The organism is Arthrobacter sp. NQ4 (assembly GCF_029077345.1).
GTDB lineage: Bacteria > Actinomycetota > Actinomycetes > Actinomycetales > Micrococcaceae > Arthrobacter.
The window spans coordinates 198,277-217,055 of record NZ_JARETC010000004.1; the positions used below are offsets into that span (position 1 = coordinate 198,277).

17 protein-coding genes are annotated in these 18,779 nt (G+C 67.8%); 10 read left to right on the forward strand and 7 right to left on the reverse strand.

From position 1 onward, the window contains the following. Positions 1-23: 23 nt before the first annotated feature. Together PUN51_RS09465 and PUN51_RS09470 are read right to left on the reverse strand one after the other, a co-directional pair. The gene (locus tag PUN51_RS09465; RefSeq protein WP_275180708.1) at positions 24-833 is read right to left on the reverse strand and encodes a 2-phosphosulfolactate phosphatase; all 810 of its coding nucleotides are present in this window, start codon (positions 831-833) and stop codon (positions 24-26) included. Further along, positions 830-1,699, reverse strand: coding sequence for a DUF4031 domain-containing protein (locus PUN51_RS09470; RefSeq protein WP_275180709.1), 870 nt, complete (start codon positions 1,697-1,699; stop codon positions 830-832). The genes PUN51_RS09465 and PUN51_RS09470 overlap by 4 nt, the downstream gene beginning before the upstream one ends. Positions 1,700-1,816: 117 nt before the next feature. Here PUN51_RS09470 and PUN51_RS09475 point away from each other — a divergent pair, with 117 nt between their 5' ends. The 5 genes from PUN51_RS09475 (at position 1,817) to clpB (ending at position 7,899) form a co-directional block, all read left to right on the forward strand. Then, complete coding sequence (locus PUN51_RS09475; RefSeq protein ID WP_275180710.1) at positions 1,817-2,227, forward strand: TOBE domain-containing protein; 411 nt, start codon at positions 1,817-1,819, stop codon at positions 2,225-2,227. Further along, positions 2,224-3,153 carry a molybdate ABC transporter substrate-binding protein gene (modA, locus tag PUN51_RS09480; RefSeq protein ID WP_275180711.1) on the forward strand — a complete coding sequence of 310 codons (930 nt, stop codon included), beginning with the start codon at positions 2,224-2,226 and terminating at the stop codon, positions 3,151-3,153. The genes PUN51_RS09475 and modA overlap by 4 nt, the downstream gene beginning before the upstream one ends. Then, positions 3,150-4,037 carry an ABC transporter permease gene (locus tag PUN51_RS09485; protein ID WP_275180712.1) on the forward strand — a complete coding sequence of 296 codons (888 nt, stop codon included), beginning with the start codon at positions 3,150-3,152 and terminating at the stop codon, positions 4,035-4,037. Before modA ends, PUN51_RS09485 begins: the two co-directional genes overlap by 4 nt. Then, the gene (locus tag PUN51_RS09490; protein ID WP_275180713.1) at positions 4,034-5,110 is read left to right on the forward strand and encodes a sulfate/molybdate ABC transporter ATP-binding protein; all 1,077 of its coding nucleotides are present in this window, start codon (positions 4,034-4,036) and stop codon (positions 5,108-5,110) included. Before PUN51_RS09485 ends, PUN51_RS09490 begins: the two co-directional genes overlap by 4 nt. A gap of 146 nt (positions 5,111-5,256) precedes the next feature. Further along, positions 5,257-7,899: an ATP-dependent chaperone ClpB gene (clpB, locus tag PUN51_RS09495; RefSeq protein ID WP_275180714.1), complete on the forward strand. Its 2,643-nt coding sequence runs from the start codon at positions 5,257-5,259 to the stop codon at positions 7,897-7,899. A gap of 43 nt (positions 7,900-7,942) precedes the next feature. On the opposite strand, the gene PUN51_RS09500 is transcribed toward clpB, so the two are convergent. Further along, complete coding sequence (locus PUN51_RS09500) at positions 7,943-8,518, reverse strand: septum formation family protein (protein WP_275180715.1); 576 nt, start codon at positions 8,516-8,518, stop codon at positions 7,943-7,945. Between the two features lie 376 nt (positions 8,519-8,894). On the opposite strand from PUN51_RS09500, the gene PUN51_RS09505 reads away from it, so the two are divergent. Further along, positions 8,895-9,128, forward strand: a complete 234-nt coding sequence (locus PUN51_RS09505) for a DUF3073 domain-containing protein (RefSeq protein ID WP_159635036.1) — start codon at positions 8,895-8,897, stop codon at positions 9,126-9,128. A gap of 176 nt (positions 9,129-9,304) precedes the next feature. On the opposite strand, the gene PUN51_RS09510 is transcribed toward PUN51_RS09505, so the two are convergent. Then, positions 9,305-10,078 (reverse strand): alpha/beta fold hydrolase, encoded by a 774-nt coding sequence (locus PUN51_RS09510; protein ID WP_275180716.1) that lies wholly within the window; start codon positions 10,076-10,078, stop codon positions 9,305-9,307. Positions 10,079-10,201: 123 nt separating this feature from the next. Here PUN51_RS09510 and PUN51_RS09515 point away from each other — a divergent pair, with 123 nt between their 5' ends. Further along, positions 10,202-10,978, forward strand: a complete 777-nt coding sequence (locus PUN51_RS09515; protein ID WP_159629831.1) for a VOC family protein — start codon at positions 10,202-10,204, stop codon at positions 10,976-10,978. Between the two features lie 46 nt (positions 10,979-11,024). Here PUN51_RS09515 and purM read toward each other — a convergent pair whose 3' ends face one another. The 3 genes from purM to PUN51_RS09530 are packed head-to-tail and all read right to left on the reverse strand — an operon-like array spanning position 11,025 to position 14,210. Further along, positions 11,025-12,170, reverse strand: coding sequence for a phosphoribosylformylglycinamidine cyclo-ligase (gene purM / locus PUN51_RS09520; RefSeq protein WP_275180717.1), 1,146 nt, complete (start codon positions 12,168-12,170; stop codon positions 11,025-11,027). Beyond that, complete coding sequence (gene purF / locus PUN51_RS09525; protein ID WP_159629835.1) at positions 12,167-13,837, reverse strand: amidophosphoribosyltransferase; 1,671 nt, start codon at positions 13,835-13,837, stop codon at positions 12,167-12,169. Before purF ends, purM begins: the two co-directional genes overlap by 4 nt. A gap of 58 nt (positions 13,838-13,895) precedes the next feature. Beyond that, on the reverse strand, positions 13,896-14,210 hold the full coding sequence (locus PUN51_RS09530) for a hypothetical protein (RefSeq protein WP_159629837.1): 315 nt from the start codon (positions 14,208-14,210) through the stop codon (positions 13,896-13,898). A gap of 313 nt (positions 14,211-14,523) precedes the next feature. Between PUN51_RS09530 and PUN51_RS09535 the strand changes: the two genes are divergently transcribed. The 3 genes from PUN51_RS09535 (at position 14,524) to PUN51_RS09545 (ending at position 18,714) form a co-directional block, all read left to right on the forward strand. Next, positions 14,524-15,624 carry an S-(hydroxymethyl)mycothiol dehydrogenase gene (locus tag PUN51_RS09535; RefSeq protein ID WP_275180718.1) on the forward strand — a complete coding sequence of 367 codons (1,101 nt, stop codon included), beginning with the start codon at positions 14,524-14,526 and terminating at the stop codon, positions 15,622-15,624. Further along, a complete protein-coding gene (locus PUN51_RS09540) occupies positions 15,624-16,244 on the forward strand; it encodes an MBL fold metallo-hydrolase (RefSeq protein WP_275180719.1) in 621 nt (206 codons plus the stop codon). The genes PUN51_RS09535 and PUN51_RS09540 overlap by 1 nt, the downstream gene beginning before the upstream one ends. Positions 16,245-16,359: 115 nt before the next feature. Beyond that, positions 16,360-18,714 carry an FdhF/YdeP family oxidoreductase gene (locus PUN51_RS09545; protein WP_275180720.1) on the forward strand — a complete coding sequence of 785 codons (2,355 nt, stop codon included), beginning with the start codon at positions 16,360-16,362 and terminating at the stop codon, positions 18,712-18,714. Positions 18,715-18,779: the final 65 nt, after the last annotated feature.

The window sequence follows — 18,779 nt, forward strand, 5'->3', positions numbered from 1 at the left end:
CGCCAGGCAGGACGGCCGTCCCGTCACAGCGGGCGGAACGCCCCGTCCCGCAGGATGGCTGCCGAGTCGCTGTCATCCAGTTCAGCGGCGATGTCCACGTCCTCCGCGTAGCCGGCCCCGGACAGTTCGCGGCCACTGGCGCACTGCTGGAGCGTTTCGCGCAGCCGCGGCTCGGCCGCTTCGAAGACAGCCATGGCCGCCACGGCTTCCGGAGCATAGCCGTGCCTGCCGTCCCCGGCCTCATAGCCGCCCTTGCCGGCGGCCACCAGTCCTGCGATGAAAGCTCCGGCTCCGATCTGGTCCTCCACGGCAGGGCGGAGGGTGCCGTCCGGCCAGCGTTCGCCCGCGGCGACCACCGCCACCACGGCGTCGCCGGGAAGATTGGCGGCCACCCAGTCTGCCGTGGCCGCGGCATTCCGGAGGCATACTGCGGCCACCAGGGGCACTTCGGCCGCCAGGGCGTGGCAGAGTTCAGAACCGTTGGGGGAGGGCAGGACCACCCGTTCCAGCGAGGCTGCCGCGCGGAGGCTGGCGGGGGACAGGCTCAGCCCGCCGCCGTTCCGGGGGCCTGCCAGCTGGGCCTGGTGGTGGGCGGCGAAATCCTCTGCGGTGATGTCCCGCCAGCGGTAGGGGAAGACGTCGGCGCCCCGGTCCAGTGCCACGCTGACGCAGGTGCCGAAGGACAGGACGTCCACCACCACGGCGATGTCGGCGCCGGCGGCCACCGTCCTGCCCCCTTCCAGACCCCAGTCCAGCCGCACGGTGAAGGGCAGCTGCCGGTGCGCCGCGTTGGCGGAGTATGTGTGCCGGGGGCTGCTGCCGGGCGCGTTCACTGCAATTCGCCGTTCAGGTTGCGGTGCGCGGCGTCCTGCCACAGTTCTTTGGCCCGCTGGTGGTGGAAGAGCGGGTCCAGTCCCAGCAGGTGCCGGACGACGGCGGCCCGGCCGGCTGCGAAGTCGGCGTCGCCGATGTGCGCGTAGTCCTTCCGCACGGCAGCTGCGTAGCGGGCGTATTCCTCGGGTTCGCCGCCGAGAATCGAGAGGTCGGCGTCGCAGAGGAGGGCGCCGTCGTCGTCACCCGGTTCCGGCCGGTGGTCCGAGGTCAGCCGGACCAGGCGCGCCACTTCCGCCACCTCTGCCTCCGGAAGGCAGGCGTCGGCAAGCCGTTCCTCCGCCAAGCGTGCCGACTCCTCCTCATCCATGCCGGCTGCCCCGCGGTACACGGCGTCGTGGAACCAGGCAGCCAGCAGTACTGTCCGGGGCGCTTCAGCCGGTTCGGTGAGCAGGTCCAGCGCCTCCAGTACGGACAGCAGGTGGGTGCAGCCGTGGTAGTGCCGGTGCGGTTCGCTCCAGCGGTCCAGCAGGTCCAGGAACAGGGCGTCGTGGCCTGGCATGATGGCTTCCCAGCGGTTCAGGAGGGGGACCTTTAATGACTTGTTCCGCCGGCGTGCCGGGATCCGCAGCCCGCTGGCAATGAGCCTGCGGACCAGCACCCGGCCCTCCACCGGAACCGCTCCCGCCGCCACCAGGTCATCAAAGCGGCGTTCCGGCACATCGTAGTGGTCGCCGTCGAACGCCCGCTCCGGGATCCCCGCGGCGGCAGCGAACGCGTGCAGCTCGTCCAGGGATGCGTCCGAGACCAGGTGCGAAAAGTGTGTTCCGTGTGCAGGCCACAGCGGCGGGTCGATGTAGATGGCCATGCAAGGAGTCTAGTGCTGCCCTTCCGTCGAACGCCGTGCAGCCACGCGGCCCATTCACGACCGCTCCTGCGTCTTAAAACGTGCCATCACCCCTCATTTGCGGGCTAGAATCGCCGAATGGCACTTATCCGCGTTTCAGAGGCCGCCCGTTTCCTGGGGGTGAGCGACGATACCGTCCGCCGGTGGACGGAGCAGGGAACCCTCACCGCGCTGCGGGACCCCTCCGGCCGCCTGGCGGTGGACGGGCTGGAACTGGCAACGCACGCGCAGAAGCTCGCCCAGCTTCCCGATGACCCGAAGAGCGGCAGCAGTTCGGCGCGGAACCGGTTCGTGGGCCTGGTGACCAACGTCATCACGGACAAGGTCATGGCGCAGGTGGAACTGCAGTGCGGGCCCTTCCGGGTGGTCTCGCTGATGAGCAGCGAGGCCGTGCGTGAGCTGGGGCTGGAACCTGGTGCCGTGGCCACCGCCGTGGTCAAGGCAACGACCGTCATCATCGAGTCGCCGAAGGGCCGGGCCGCCGCATGAGCCGGCAACCCATCCGGTCCGCGGCTTCCACTCTCCGGGCCGCCGTCCCCGCACTGGCCGTGTTGCTGCTTGCCGTCCTGTCAGGCTGTGCCCCGGCGGGCAATCCGGACGCGGGAACAAGTGCCGGCACCGCCACCGGTTCCGGCGCCAAACCGGCAGGCGCCATCACCGTTTTCGCGGCCGCCTCACTCAAGCAGACCTTTACCGAACTCGCGAGCACTTTTGAAACGGAACACCCGGGCGCGACGGTCACCTTGAGCTTCGCCGGGTCCTCGGACCTTGCCAGCCAGATCAACCAGGGGGCGCCCGCTGACGTCTTCGCCTCCGCGGACACGGCCAACATGAAGAAGGTGCAGGACGCCGGCCTCACCGAGGGAACGCCGGAGGACTTCGCCACCAACACCCTGGCCATCGCCGTGCCGCCGGGCAACCCGGCGAAGGTCGCATCCCTGCAGGACCTGGCCCGGCCGGGCATCAAGCTGGTGACCTGCGCCCGGCAGGTCCCCTGCGGGGCTGCCACAGCCAAAGTGGCGGAAGCGGCGGGCGTCGCACTGAGCCCGGTCAGCGAGGAGAACGCGGTCACTGACGTCCTGGGCAAGGTCACCTCCGGTGAGGCGGATGCGGGGCTGGTCTACGGCACGGATATCAAGGCCGCCGGGATCAAAGTGGCAGGCATCCAGTTCCCGGAATCGGGGAGTGCGGTCAACACCTACCCGATTGCGGCCGTCGCCAACGGCCGGAACAAGGCCACCGCCCAGGCGTTCGTGGAGATGGTCACCGGTCCCGAGGGCCAGGAGGTCCTCGCCGCGGCGGGATTCGGCCCGACGGGATTCGCCCCGGCCACTTCCGGGTCAGCCAGCTCCGGCCCGGGCAAATCCAGGCCAGCCAGTTCCGGGTCAGCCAGCTCCGGCCCGGGCAGCAAGTGATACACCGGCCAGGGCGGCCACCCCAGGCGCGGCCGCGCACCCAGGCCGCCGCCTACTCCGGCATCCCCGCGTGGGTCCGTGCGCTGGCAGTCCTGGCGGCCGTCGTCGTCGCGCTTCCCCTGCTGGCGATGGTGCTGCGCGTTGACTGGGCGCAGTTCATCCCGCTGGTGACGTCGGAGCCGTCCCTGACGGCTCTGGGGCTGAGCCTGCGGACCTCGGTGGCAAGCACCATCCTGTGCATCCTGCTGGGGGTTCCCCTGGCCCTGGTCCTGGCCAGGGACTCCTTCCGGCTGCAGGGGCTGCTGCGCTCGCTGGTGCTCCTGCCCCTGGTGCTTCCCCCGGTGGTGGGCGGGATCGCCCTGCTCTACACGTTCGGCCGCCAAGGGCTGCTGGGACAGACCCTGGAGGTGCTCGGGCTGCGCATCGCCTTCTCCACGACGGCGGTGGTCCTGGCGCAGACGTTCGTAGCGCTGCCTTTCCTGGTAGTGAGCCTGGAAGGGGCGCTTCGCACCTCCGGCTCCCGCTACGAGGCCGTGGCCGCAACGCTGGGCTCGCGCCCTGGCACCGTCTTCCGGCGCGTCACGCTCCCGCTGGTCCTGCCCGGACTGGCCTCCGGCGCGGTCCTGTCCTTCGCCCGCAGCCTGGGCGAGTTCGGCGCCACGTTGACCTTCGCGGGCAGCCTCCAGGGGGTTACCCGGACCCTGCCGCTGGAGATCTACCTGCAGCGGGAAACGGACCCGGACGCCGCCGTCGCGCTGTCCCTGGTACTGGTGGCCGTCGCTGTCGCCGTCGTGGCGCTCGCATACCGGCAGCCGGCAGCGGCACGTGCCGGAGCAGGGCAGCGGACGACGGCGGCCGCACCGGCCGGAGGGGACGTCCGGTGACCCTGTCCTTCCAGGCGGCCGTGGCCGGGCGGGGTTTCGACGTGGACCTTGCCGTCCGGCCGGGTGAAACGGTGGCCGTCATGGGACCCAACGGCGCCGGCAAATCGACCCTGCTGGCCAGCATCGCGGGCCTGCTGCGGCCGGACAGCGGCCGCGCCGAACTCAACGGCAGGACGCTCTTTGACCTCGACGGCGGAAAGCCCTCCTGGGTACCTCCCCATCACCGCGGCACCGCCCTGCTCGCCCAGGAACCCCTGCTCTTTCCCCACCTGAGCGCGGTGGACAACGTCTCATTCGGGCCGCGCAGCGCCGGCGTCCCCAAGCGGGACGCGAAGGAACGTGCCCTGCGCTGGCTGGCTGAGGTGGAAGCGGAACACCTCGCCGGGCGCCGTCCCGCCGAACTCTCCGGCGGCCAGGCCCAGCGTATTGCCGTAGCCCGCGCGCTCGCCGCCGACCCCGCACTCCTGCTGCTGGATGAGCCGCTGGCCGCCCTGGATATCCATTCCGCACCGCTGCTGCGCCGCCTCTTCAAACGGGTCCTCGCGGGCCGGCAGGCCATCATCGTCACGCACGATGTCCTGGATGCGCTGGTCCTTGCGGACCGCGTGGTCATCCTGGAAGACGGGAAGGTTGCAGAAGAGGGTCCCACGCGTGCCGTGCTGGAACGCCCGCGCAGCTCCTTTGCTGCCGGACTGGCCGGACTGAACTTCATCCCCGGCACCCTCGACGGTGCCGGCGTGCGCACCAGCCAGGGCCTGCGGATCGCGGGGCACGACGAAGAACTGGGCGGCTCCGGGGAGCCCGGCCGGCTGCCCGGGCCGGGCGGTCCGGGCGTGGCCGTGTTCCCGCCGTCGGCCGTGTCTGTGTTCCTCGACGACGCGCATGGAAGCCCGCGGAACTCGTTTGCCGTCACCATCACCGACCTCGAGCCCCATGGCGACCAGATCCGCGTGCGCGCCGGCAGCCTCACCGCCGACATCACGCCGGCTGCCTCGGCGGACCTGGGCCTTGCTCCCGGGATGACCGTGCACTTCGTGGTCAAGGCCGCCGCCGTGTCCGTGTACGGCACATAACGCCAGGACCAGCCGGTGCGGGCCGGAAGGACTTCCGGCTCTGGACAGCTGTTTCGCCGTGGGCAAACATGGCAGGGGAACCTCGCCGCGCAAAGTTGAGCGTAGTACACTCAACTTAGTCAACAAGCCCCCGAAAGGAGCTCTCTTTGGACGTCAAATTCACCACCAAGAGCCAGGAGGCTCTTTCCGCGGCGGCAATGAACGCCTCGACGGCCGGCAACCCCCAGGTGGAACCGGCCCACCTCCTCAAAGCGCTGATGGACCAGCGGGAGGGTGTGGCGGTCGCACTCCTCAAGGCCACGGGCACGGACCCGGATGCCGTCAGCGTCCAGGCCAGCAGCGCCATCAAGGCCCTGCCCGCCACTTCCGGCGGCTCCAGCCAGCAGGCGCAGCTGTCCCGCCCCGCCCTGCAGGCCATCCAGCACGCCAAGGAGGAAGCGGACCGGCTGGGCGATTCCTTCGTTTCCACCGAGGTGCTCCTGGTGGGCCTCTCCGCCGGCAATGATGCTGCTGCGCGCCTGCTGCGTGAAGCCGGTGCCTCACGGGAGGCTCTGCTCGCTGCCCTCCCCGGAGTCCGCGGCGACCGAAAGGTGGACAGCCCGGACCCCGAAAACACCTTCCAGGCCCTGGAGAAGTACGGCACGGACCTCACCGCCATGGCCCGCGCCGGCAAACTGGACCCCGTGATCGGGCGCGACTCCGAAATCCGCCGAGTGGTGCAGGTGCTGTCCCGGCGCACCAAGAACAACCCGGTGCTGATCGGCGAGCCCGGCGTGGGCAAGACCGCCGTCGTCGAGGGCCTGGCCCAGCGGATGGTGGCAGGCGACGTCCCGGAAAGCCTGCGCGGCAAGACGCTCATCTCCCTGGACCTTGGGTCCATGGTGGCCGGCGCCAAATACCGCGGCGAGTTCGAGGAACGGCTGAAGGCGGTCCTCGAGGAGATCAAGGGCTCCGAGGGGCAGGTGGTCACGTTCATCGACGAGATCCACACCGTGGTGGGTGCAGGCGCCACCGGAGATTCCTCCATGGACGCCGGCAATATGCTCAAGCCCATGCTGGCCCGCGGTGAGCTCCGCCTGATCGGTGCCACCACCCTGGATGAGTACCGCGAAAACATCGAAAAGGACGCGGCCTTGGAACGCCGCTTCCAGCAGGTGTACGTGGGCGAGCCCAGCGTGGAGGACACCATCGGCATCCTCCGCGGCCTCAAGGAGCGCTACGAGGCGCACCACAAGGTTTCCATCGCCGACTCAGCCCTGGTAGCCGCCGCCACGCTGTCCAACCGGTACATCACGGGGCGCCAACTTCCGGACAAGGCCATCGACCTCGTGGACGAGGCAGCGTCCCGCCTCCGCATGGAAATCGACTCCGCTCCGGAGGAGATCGACCAGCTGCGGCGACAGGTGGACCGCCTCACCATGGAGGAACTGGCACTGTCCGGAGAATCCGATCCCGCATCCGTCGAGCGGCTCGCGGCACTCCGCGCCGACAAGGCGGACAAGGAAGAGGAGCTCTCGGCCCTGAACGCCCGCTGGGAAGCGGAGAAGGCCGGCCTCAACCGGGTGGGTGACCTGAAGGCGAAGCTGGACGAACTGCGTTCCGCCGCTGACAAGGCCCAGCGCGAGGGCGACCTGGAGGCCGCGTCCCGGATCCTCTACGGGGAAATCCCGGCCCTCGAACGCGAGGTGAACGCCGCCGCGGAAGCCGAGGCCGCCGTGACGGACAAGTCCGCGCAGATGGTGGCGGAGGAAGTCACCGCGGAGGATATCGCCGAGGTCATCTCCGCCTGGACCGGTATCCCGGCCGGCCGGATGCTGCAGGGTGAAAGCCAGAAGCTGCTCCACATGGAAGAGGAGCTGGGCCGGCGCCTGATCGGCCAGTCCAAGGCCGTGACGGCAGTGTCTGACGCTGTACGCCGTGCCCGGGCCGGCATCAGCGACCCCAACCGGCCCACCGGTTCCTTCCTGTTCCTGGGCCCCACCGGCGTGGGCAAGACCGAACTTGCCAAGGCGCTGGCGGACTTCCTGTTCGACGACGAACGCGCCATGGTGCGCATCGACATGTCCGAGTACGGCGAGAAGCACAGCGTCGCCCGGCTGGTCGGGGCGCCTCCGGGATACGTGGGCTACGAGGAAGGCGGCCAGCTGACCGAGGCCGTCCGCCGCCGTCCGTACTCCGTGGTGCTGCTGGACGAGGTGGAGAAGGCGCACCCCGAGGTGTTTGACATCCTCCTGCAGGTGCTCGACGACGGCCGCCTCACCGACGGGCAGGGCCGGACCGTGGACTTCCGCAACGTGATCCTGGTGCTGACCTCCAACCTGGGCAGCCAGTTCCTGGTGGACCAGTCCCTGGACGCCACGGCCAAGCGCAACGCCGTTATGGCCACGGTGAACGCATCCTTCAAGCCGGAGTTCCTCAACCGGCTCGACGAAGTGGTGCTGTTCGACGCCCTCACGGTGGACGAACTGGCACACATTGTGGAGCTGCATGTTGAAGAGCTGGGGCGGCGGCTGCGCGAACGGCGCCTCACCCTGGAAGTTACCGACGGCGCCAAGGCGTGGCTGGCATTGTCCGGCTACGACCCCGCCTACGGCGCCCGGCCACTGCGGCGCCTGGTGCAGCGTGAGATCGGCGACCGGCTGGCCAAGGCCATCCTTGCCGGTGGGATCAGCGACGGCGACACCGTGGTGGTTGACACCGCCGCTGACCTGGGCGAACTCACCGAGGGCAACGTCGACACGCTGACGGGTGCCCCGAGCTCCGGCCTCTCAGTGCGGCGGAAGCACTAGCCGGCCCGCAGGGCTGGGAAGTGCTGCCCTGGCGGTTTGGCCGTCAGGGCAGCACGCTCGCGTTGATCACGTTGCCGCCGTCGGCAGTGACGTAGCAATCCACCCTGCGGTCCCCGGACTCCCAGCTGGTGTTGCTGGGATAGCTGCGCTGGTAGTTCAGCTGGAACTGCTTGGCCGCCGGGCCGAGCTTCGCTGCCTGGCAAACTTCCAGCGCCTTGGCCTTGAGCGGGTCAGCCCCCGGATACTTGGCGCTGTCCGGGTAGTGGAGGGTGGCCACCAACTGCGCCGAATGGCCCGTGTCGCAGGGCACCACCGTGGACGCCAGGGCCTGGGGATCAAAGTCCTTGAAGCAGTCACCTACCGCGTAGGCTGCCGGCGCCACCCCGTCGCGGGGCAGGGGCTGGGGAGTGGCCGGCGGAGTGACGGCGGTCTGCAGGACGCCCGGCGCTGCGCTTTTCGCTGTGTCGGTGCCGGGAGCGGAGTTCAGCCACACGGCGAGCCATGCCAGCGAGCCGGCCACGGCGAGGATGACGACGATGAGGAACGCTTTCCAGAACGCAGGCCTCCTGTTGGCCCGCTTTTCCGGCCCGGGATCCTGGCGCGGCTGGGACCAGGTCACAGACTCCGGAGGGGGCGCCGAACCGGCGTCCCCGCCCTTGACTATTGGCAGGCTTCCGGTCCGCGGTGGCAAGGCTGGTTTCGGCGGGATGTCCTGGTGGTTCACGGGTGCGCATCCTCCTGGGTTTGGTACCGCGGCTCGCCAAAGGCCACACAAAATCGGCAGTTCTTAAGTGACTCTACCGAAGAAAAATCCCGGAATCCCGCGGGCGCAGGTGCGTGATGTTACCCCACGCGGGCGTCCGGGCCATGAGGCGGCAAGCAGGGCCCGCCGAAAGCATGTAATCTAGGTGTACGACAAATTGACCAAACATTCCGGGGCCTCACCGATCGCCAAGGTGACCACCTCCGGTCCAAGTACAAAAGGGGGTCACGCCATGGGGCGCGGCCGTCAAAAGGCAAAAGCTACCAAGCAGGCTCGGGACATTAAGTACTACTCCCCGAACACTGACTATTCGGCACTTCAGCGTGAGCTGACGGGTCCGGGCAGTCGTTCGACGAGCCGTTACTCGAATGAGCCGGTTGAACCGGACTATTCGGCTTATGTGGATAAGTACGCGGATGATTTGGATGACGATGACGACGAGGTAGACAACCGTCGCATCGGCTAGTTGTCGCCGGCAGCGGCTGCCTCTTTGGGCAGTGCACGCCGGTCTCAATAATCTTCGCCTCGCTGCTTCTTCTGCAGCGCTATCGGTGCTGACCGCAGTCAAAAAAGGTCCGTTGGGCCACACCTGGTTCCGGTGTGCCCCAATGGACCTTTTGCCGTTCCCGGCTAACGCCCGCGCTAACGCCCGCGGCGCCTGACGGGCATGAGCGTCCGGGGAGGACCTTCGGCTGCCAGGAATGGGAGCATAAGGCTGGTGAGCGTGGCAGGCTGCTCGAGCGGCAGGCCATGGGACGCCCCCGGAATCACCGCCAGCTGCCCATTGGGCAAAGCCTCATACAAGGAGATGGTGTGCGGCAGGGTCACAATGTCGTCGTCCCCCACCGCCACCAGCACCGGCTGCCGGATACGCGAGATTTGGGACGTAGTGAGCGAAGGCTCGGTGCTGATCAGCTGCATGCCTTTCCGGGCTACCGCCTCAAAATGCCCGGGTCCGTCAGGAGAACGCTCGGCGTAGGCCCGGCCAAGCTCCTGTAACACCGGCGAGTCCGGGTCCATGTCCACGGGCTGGATGCCGTCCACGTGGTAGTTGGTGCCGATGACCACCATTTTCGCCACCAGGTCCGGCCGCGCCAGTGCCACGAGGAGGGCAATGATGCCGCCGTCGCTCCAGCCGACGAGGTGGGCGGGGCCGGCGGCCACCTTCCCGAGGACGCTGACTGCCTCCCGCGCCATATCGCTGTAGTGGAAGTCGGCAACGGTGTCGGCGGTGTATCCATGGCCGGGGCGGTCGAAGGCGATGAGCCGGTAGTGTTCCGCGAGTCCGGCGCCAATAGTGCCAAGAAGGGCATCACTGTTGCTGAGGCCGCCGTGCAGCAGGAGCAGTGGAGCGCCATTGCCGCCGCGGTCCTCCAACCATGTCGGGTGTCCCTCGATGTCTACGATGCCGGCCATGTGTTCTCCCGTTCCGGATCGACGTTCTCCTGATGATGCCGCTGATCCCTGAGCCCAGTTGTGTGGGGGCTATTGTGCCCCTCACCCCTTAGCTGCTCAAGGGGTCCGTGTAGCCTTGCCTGCATGGCATTAGTTGAGGGATACCGTCACGGCGAGCCCTGCTGGGCGGATCTGCAGACCCCGGATGTTGCGGCTGCCAAGGACTTCTACGGGCGGCTCTTCGGCTGGACGTTCCAGGACTTTCCCACCCCGGACGGCCGCAGCTACGCGCAGGCCTTTATCCGTGGCCGGTTGGTGGCCACCATTGCACCGCAAAGCCCCTTGCAGCTGCAGGCCGGCACCTCCGCAAAGTGGAACGTCTACTTCGCCGCCGCAGACGCTGCGGACGTACTGGAGGAGGCCGCCCACGCAGGAGGGGCCGCCGAATTCGGGCCGGAGACGGTGGGCGATACCGGTGTTCTGGGCTTCCTTGCCCCTCCCGGAGGCGGAACCACAGGCATCTGGCAGGCAGGAAGCCACTACGGCAGCCAATTATTCAACGAGCCGGGCGCGCTGGCCTGGGCGGAACTCTTCACGCCCGAGCCCCAGGCCGCCGTCGGCTTCTTCCAGCAGCTTTTTGGGCATGAGGTCACCGAGTACCCGCAGGACGACGGCGGCAGCTACAGCACGCTGCTCGTCGACGGCAATGAGGTGGCCGGGATCATCCCTGCCGATGAGGGCGACGAAGCGGACTGGCAGATCTACTTCGGCACGGCAGACGTTGCCGCGGCGGCAGCGGCCGTCCAGGCAGCGGGGGGAGAGGTCCTCGTCGAGCCGGACGAGCGTCCCGCCGACGGGTCACTCGCCACCATCAGGGACCCGCAGGGCGGCGTCCTCAACCTGATCCAGACCGCCGCTTAAACGCCAAGTGCTCCCCGCCGGTGGAGGGGAGCACTCAAAGAAAGCTTTAGGCGTAGGCGTTGACCAGGCGGACAGCGCCGCCGTCCACGCCCTTGGCGCCCTGGACGTAGTCAGGTCCGGACTTGAGGATGGAGTCTGAGTCCTCGGTGACCGTGCCCATGATCCAGGACGGCAGGCCCCGTTCGTTCAGGCGCGCGACGGCGGCATCCGCGGCGTCGGCGGACACGATGGCCACCATGCCCACGCCGAGGTTCAGGGTACGTTCCAGGTCGGCCAGCGGAACGTTGCCCAGCTCGGACACCAGCTTGAAAATGGCGGGCAGTTCCCACGTGGCACGGTCCACCGTGGCCACCAGGCCCTGCGGGAGGACGCGGGCCAGGTTGGCGGCAAGACCGCCACCGGTGACGTGGCTGAACCCATGGACGGCCGCGCCGGCGCTGACCGGGAAGGTACGGGCCAGGTCCAGGCAGTCGGCCGCGTAGACGCGCGTGGGTTCCAGGAGTTCCTCACCCAGGGTGCGGCCCAGTTCGGAGACCTGGCGGTCCAGGGCCCAGCCGGCGTGGTTGATGACGCGGCGGACCAGGGAGTAGCCGTTGGAGTGCAGGCCGGAGGAGGCCATGCCGATCACGACGTCGCCGGCGCGGACGCGGTCCGGCCCCAGCAGCGCATCGGCTTCCACGACGCCGGTGGCTGCACCGGCGACGTCGTATTCGTGTTCGCCCAGCAGGCCGGGGTGTTCGGCGGTCTCGCCGCCCACCAGGGCGGTGCCGGCCACGGAGCAGGCAGCGGCGATGCCGCGGACGATGCCGGCGATGCGCTCGGGGACCACCTTGCCGCAGGCGATGTAATCGGTCATGTACAGGGGCTCCGCGCCCACCACCACGATGTCGTCCACCACCATGCCCACCAGGTCGAACCCGATGGTGTCGTGGATGTCCATGGCCTGGGCGATGGCGACCTTGGTGCCGACGCCGTCCGTGGAGGTGGCCAGCAGCGGCTTCTTGTAGGTCAGCAGCCGGGAGACATCGTAGAGGCCGGCGAAGCCGCCCACCCCGCCGATCACCGAGGAGTTGTGGGTTGCCTTGACGGCATCCTTCATGAGCTCGACGGCGCGGTCCCCGGCTTCGACGTCCACGCCCGCGGACGCGTAGGTGATGCCGGCGTTGTCTGCGGCAGGGCTGGCGGAGGTCATACGGAGTCCTTCTTGTCGGCGCTGGTGGCGGCGTGTACGTCGGGCACGAGGTCGGCTTCGGTCAGCAGGTTCTCGAATTCGGAGTCGGGGCCGGGATCGCAGCCCGTGGCGCCGGCCTTTTCCGCCGGGTCCTCGGTGGCGTCGACAGCCAGGGCGGCCGTTTCGCCGGGAAGGGCCGCGGGGGAGGGCTTGAGGCCGCCCAGGTCGGTGCGCTCCAAGAGGTTCTTGCCCAGTTTGTCCGCGTCCGGAAGCTTGATGGGGTACTTACCGGTGAAGCAGGCGGTGCAGAGGCGTTCGCGCGGCTGCCGGGTGGCGCCGATCATGCCGTCCTCGGAGATGTAGGCCAGCGAGTCGGCGCCGATGGCCTGCGAAATCTCTTCGATGGTGGCGCCGTTGGCGATCAGCTCGGCGCGGGAGGCGAAGTCGATGCCGTAGAAGCAGGGCCATTGCACCGGCGGGGAGGAGATCTTGACGTGCACGGCGGCGGCGCCGGCCTCCCGGAGCATCCGGACGATGGCCCGCTGGGTGTTGCCGCGGACGATCGAGTCGTCCACCACAACCACGCGCTTGCCGCGGATCACGGACTCAAGGGCGTTGAGCTTGAGCCGGATACCCAGCTGGCGGAGGGTCTGCGAGGGCTGGATGAAGGTACGGCCCACGTAGGAGTTCTTGACGAAGCCGTGTGCGAACGGAATGCCGGATTCCTCGGCGTAACCCACGGCTGCAGGGGTGCCCGACTCCGGGACGGGGATGACGATGTCCGCTTCGTGGGTGTTTTCGCGGGCCAGCTGGCGGCCCATTTCCACGCGGGACTCGTAGACGGAGCGGCCGGCGATCGCGGCGTCCGGACGTGCCAGGTAGACGTACTCAAATACGCAACCGGCCGGCGTCGGCTCCGCGAACTTCTTGGACCGCACCCCTTCTTCGTCGATGGCGATGAACTCGCCGGGCTCGATCTCGCGGATGAAGCTGGCACCCACGGTGGCCAGTGCGGACTGTTCGGAGGCGACAACCCAGCCGCGTTCCAGGCGGCCCAGGACCAGCGGGCGGATGCCGTAGGTGTCGCGGGCTGCGTAGAGGGTGCCTTCGTCCATGAAGACGAAGCAGAAGCCGCCCTTGATCTTGGGGAGAAGCTCGGTAGCGGTCTCTTCCAGGCTCTTGCCCGGCTCACCTTCCAGCAGGGCGGTGACCAGCGCGGTGTCCGAGGTGTTGCCCTGCTTCATTTCGCCGGTGAGCTGCCCGCCGTTGCGCTCCGTGATCATGGCGTTGAGTTCGGCGGTGTTGGTCAGGTTGCCGTTGTGCGCCAGGGCCACCGTGCCGGTGGAGGTGGCGCCCAGGGTGGGCTGCGCGTTGGCCCAGTGGCTGGCACCGGTGGTGGAGTAGCGGCAATGGCCCACGGCCAGATGCCCGGTCAGGGTGTTCAGCGTGGTCTCGTCGAAGACCTGGGATACGAGGCCCATGTCCTTGTAGACGTTGATCCGCTTGCCGTCGCTGGTGGCTATGCCAGCCGACTCCTGACCGCGGTGCTGCAGTGCATACAGCCCGTAATAGGTAAGTTTTGCTACTTCTTCACCAGGTGCCCAAACACCAAAGACGCCACAGGCATCCTGGGGTCCTTTTTCGCCGGGAAGAAGATCATGGGAAAGTTTGCCATCGCCGCGTGCCACTGATCGATTATCGCACGTTATGGGGTATGACTTTCCCCCGCTTCAGATTGTGACCCGGCTAGCCCTGGGGATCGGTGTCCGGTTCCGAGTCCGGGACGGCCTCCACGACGGCCCGTTCCTGCCGCCTCACGCTGCGGCGGTCCAGGACCAGCGCCAGCAGGGCGCCAAGCAGGGCGCCGCCAGCCGCAAACATCACCATGAAGAATCCGAAGACGGCGCCGGGGTCGAAGGTTGCGTCGCCGGGCAGCGCGTAAGCCACCACTGCGGCGGCGATAATGCCTGCCAGTGCACCCACAATCAAAAAAGGAACGTACTTGGGTGCGCGGCGGACGGTCACTTCGCGCCGCTCGGCAGGGGTTTCGTGAAAAGCCATGACATCCAGCCTACTGCCGGACGAAACAGCGGGTGTAACGGGTCCGTCGCCGTCCGTCCCTGGAGACACGCGCCGAATCCAGGACTCGATCCTGATAGCCACGCAGGCTGTAACTGATATATCTATTGACACAAAGTGTGGCCAGTGTCATATTCTGCTGTGAGCACTATGCGCAACAAGTTGTGCCATGCGCAATTCGACGCGTCCAGCTTTGCGGCAATGACGTGGTCCCCGGAGGTGGCATGTCGGCTAGATTGGCACTTGGTGCCGACTCACCGGATCCGGCCGGATCCAGGAAAGGAACACAAGAACCATGGTCCATAAAGTTCAAGCCGTCGTTGTCCGGGAGAAGAACGCCCCTGTGTCGTTGGAGACCATCCTGGTCCCGGATCCGGGCCCGGGCGAGGCCCTGGTGGACATCCTGACCTGCGGAGTCTGCCACACGGACCTGCACTACAAGCAGGGCGGCATCGGCGACGACTTCCCGTACCTGCTGGGCCACGAGGCCACCGGCGTTGTCAGTGCCGTGGGCCCGGACGTGACGTCCGTGGCCCCCGGTGACCGGGTCATCCTGAACTGGCGCGCCGTGTGCGGCGAGTGCCGGGCCTGTGCCAAGGGCCAGCCGCAGTACTGCTTCAATACGCACAACGCCACCCAGAAAATGACCCTTGAGGACGGCACGGTCCTCTCTCCCGCCCTGGGCATCGGTGCCTTCGCCGAAAAGACACTGGTCGCCGCGGGGCAGTGCACCAAGGTGGACCCCGACGTCGACGCGGCCGCGGTGGGCCTGCTGGGATGCGGAATCATGGCCGGCATCGGGGCCGCGATCAACACCGGCGAGGTCAAGCGCGGCGAGTCCGTGGCAGTGATCGGCTGCGGCGGTGTGGGCATCGCCGCGATCGCCGGGGCCAAGTTGGCGGGTGCGACGACGATCATCGCCGTTGACATCGACGACAACAAGATAGAGATGGCCAAGTCCCTCGGCGCCACCCATGGCGTGAACTCCAAGCAGGAGGACGCAGTGGAGGCCATCCGGGCCCTCACCGGAGGCAACGGGGCCGACGTGGTGATTGACGCCGTCGGCCGTCCCGAAACCTACAAGCAGGCGTTCTACGCCCGCGACCTCGCCGGCCGCGTGGTCCTGGTGGGCGTCCCGACGCCGGAGATGCAGCTCGAGCTGCCGCTGCTGGACGTCTTTGGCCGCGGCGGATCGCTGAAGTCCTCCTGGTACGGCGACTGCCTGCCCTCCCGGGACTTCCCCATGCTGGTGTCCCACTACAAACAGGGCAACCTGGACCTGGACGCGTTCGTCTCCGAACGCATCACCATCGACCAAGTGGAGGAGGCCTTCGGCAAGATGCACGAGGGCAAGGTCCTGCGTTCCGTTGTTGAAGTCAGCCCGGTGGAGGTCTGATGGCCGTCACCATTGAGAACCTGGTCACCTCGGGCACGTTCTCGCTCGACGGCGGCACCTGGGACGTGGACAACAACGTCTGGATCGTGGGCAACGACGAGGAATGCCTCATCATCGACGCACCCCACGATGCCGCCGCGATCATCAACCAGGTACGCAGCCGGAAGGTCAAGGCCATCCTGCTCACCCACGCACACAACGACCACATCGGTGCCGCCCGGGCGGTTGCTGACGCCCTGGGCGCCCCGATCATCCTGAACGCCGAGGACATGATCCTGTGGGAGCAGGTCTACCCTGACGCCAAGCCGGACCGCTACCACTCCGACGGGGACGTGTTCGAGGTGGGCGGGGCACCGCTGAAGGCAATCCACACGCCCGGCCACTCCCCGGGGTCCACCTGCTTCTACCTCGAAAGCGAAGGGACGGTATTCACCGGGGACACGCTGTTCAATGGCGGCCCGGGTGCCACCGGCCGGTCCTACAGCGACTATCCCACCATCCTGAAGTCCATCCGCGAACGCCTGCTGACGCTTCCGGCTCAGACCGTGGTCCGCACCGGCCATGGCGGGGACACCACCATCGCCGCCGAGCAGGAAACGCTGGCGAAGGTTCCGGAGTAGCGGAAATCGGCAACGAGTGCCCTGGAGGCGCGCCGGGATTCCGGCGCGCCTCCACTGCAAATGAACAATTGAGCCGTCACGGGAGTTCCCGGGTGCCGGCGAGGAAGTTGGAACAATGAAGTTCGGCAAACAGCCTGCCCCCGTCGCGGACATCAACGAGGACAACCTCGAAGTCCACAAGCCCAAGACCGAGGCCGCCGGCGTCAAGGCCGTCATGGTGGCACTGGAGCGCGCGGTGGCGCAGGCAGGCGTGACCCGCACGGCACATTCCCTGCTCCGGCTGAACCAGCGCGGCGGGTTCGACTGCCCCGGCTGCGCGTGGCCGGAGTCGGACAAGAAGCGCAAGACTGCCGAGTTCTGCGAGAACGGTGCCAAGGCCGTGGCCGAGGAGAACACCTTGCGGACCGTGGGCGCGGAGTTCTGGGCCAAGCACTCCATTGCCGAACTCTCAGGGAAGACCGAGTACTGGCTGGGGAACCAGGGCCGGCTCAGTGAACCGATGGTGATCCGCGAGGGTGATACCCACTACTCACCGATCTCCTGGGCTGACGCCTTCGAGCTGATCGGAGAGCACCTCCGGGCGACCACCCCGGACCGCAGCGTCTTCTACACCTCCGGGCGCACCGCGAACGAGACCGCGTTCCTGTACCAGCTGTTCGCTCGGGCCCTGGGCACCAACAACCTGCCGGACTGCTCCAACATGTGCCATGAGTCCTCCGGATCGGCGCTGAACCCGACCATCGGCATCGGCAAGGGCACCGTGTCCCTCGACGACATCCACGACTCCGAACTGATCTTTGTCGTCGGTCAAAACCCCGGCACCAACCACCCGCGCATGCTCTCTGCGCTGAAGGAGTGCAAGGACAAGGGCGGCAAGGTGGTGGCCGTGAACCCGCTGCCCGAGGCCGGACTGTTCAACTTCAAGGACCCGCAGACCATCTCGGGCGTGGTGGGCGGCGGCACCCCGCTCGCCGACGAGTACCTGCAGATCAAGGTGGGCGGCGACCTGGCGCTGTTCCAGGCGCTGGGCCACCTGCTCCTGGAGGCTGAGGAACAAAACCCGGGAACCGTCGTCGACCATTCCTTCATTGCCGCGCAGACGGACGGGTTCGACGCCTACCGCGACGCCCGCCGCACCCTCGACTGGGATGAGACCGAGAAGGCCACGGGCCTCTCCCGCGCGCAGATCGAGAAGGTTGCGGGGATGCTGGTGGCGTCCAAGGCCTCGATCTTCTGCTGGGCGCTGGGCGTGACGCAGCAGCCGCACTCGGTGGACACCATCAAGGAGATGGTCAACGTCCTGCTGCTCCAGGGCAACTTCGGCAAACCCGGCGCCGGCGCCTGCCCCGTCCGCGGGCACTCCAACGTCCAGGGCGACCGGACCATGGGCATCTGGGAAAAGCCGAAGGAATGGCTCCTCTCGGCACTCGATTCCGAGTTCGGCATCTCATCCCCGCGGCACCACGGCTACGACGCCGTTGAGTCGATGGAGGCGTTCGAGCGCGACGAGGTGGACGTCTTCGTGTCCATGGGCGGCAATTTCTCGCTGGCGTGCTCCGACACTGAAGCGTTGGAAGCGGGCATGAAGCGGATCGGGCTGACCGTGCACATCAGCACCAAGCCCAACCGCTCCCACATTGTGCACGGCCGCACCTCGCTGATCCTGCCCACGCTGGGCCGCACGGACAAGGACGACAAGCATCCCAAGGGCGCGCAGTTCCTGTCCGTGGAGGACTCCATGTCTGTGGTCCACTCCACCCAGGGACGCCTCACGCCGGTCTCCGAGCACCTGCTCGCCGAGCCCGTGATCGTGGCCCGGATGGCCGAGGCTACCTTCGGCCCGGACCACTCCGTGGACTGGCGCGGCATGGCCGAGGACTACGACGTGATCCGCGACCACATCGCCCGCGTCCTGCCGGGGTTCGAGGACTTCAACGCCCGGGTCCGCACCAAGAACGGGTTCGTGCTGCCCAACCCGCCGCGCGACACCCGCTCCTTCGCCACGGACATCGGCCGCGGCCGGTTCACGGTCAGCCCCCTTGAGTACCTGACGCCGCCGCCGGGTCACCTGGTGCTGCAGACCATCCGCAGCCACGACCAGTACAACACCACGTTCTACGGCCTTGACGACCGCTACCGCGGCATCTCCGACGGCCGCCGGGTGATCCTGATCCACCCGGAGGACCTCGCCGAATCGGGCTTCCAGGACCGCGAACTCGTGGACGTGGTGAGCACCTTCCAGGGCGTGGACCGCAGGGCGGACAAGTTCCGCCTGGTGGCGTACCCAACTGCGAGGGGCTGCGCCGCCGCGTACTTCCCGGAGGCCAACGCACTGGTCCACAAGGAAAACGTGGCACGCGTGTCCAACACGCCGGGTTTCAAGGCCATGTTCGTCCGCTTCGAGCCACATCAGGGTGGGGCAGCGGTGGCCGAAGAGTCCGCGGGGGCGCTGGCCGGAACGCACGCTTAGCCCCACGGGGTGGGGTGGCGGCGCCAGTGCGCAGAATAACGACGGCGGCAGTCCGGCAGGTGCCG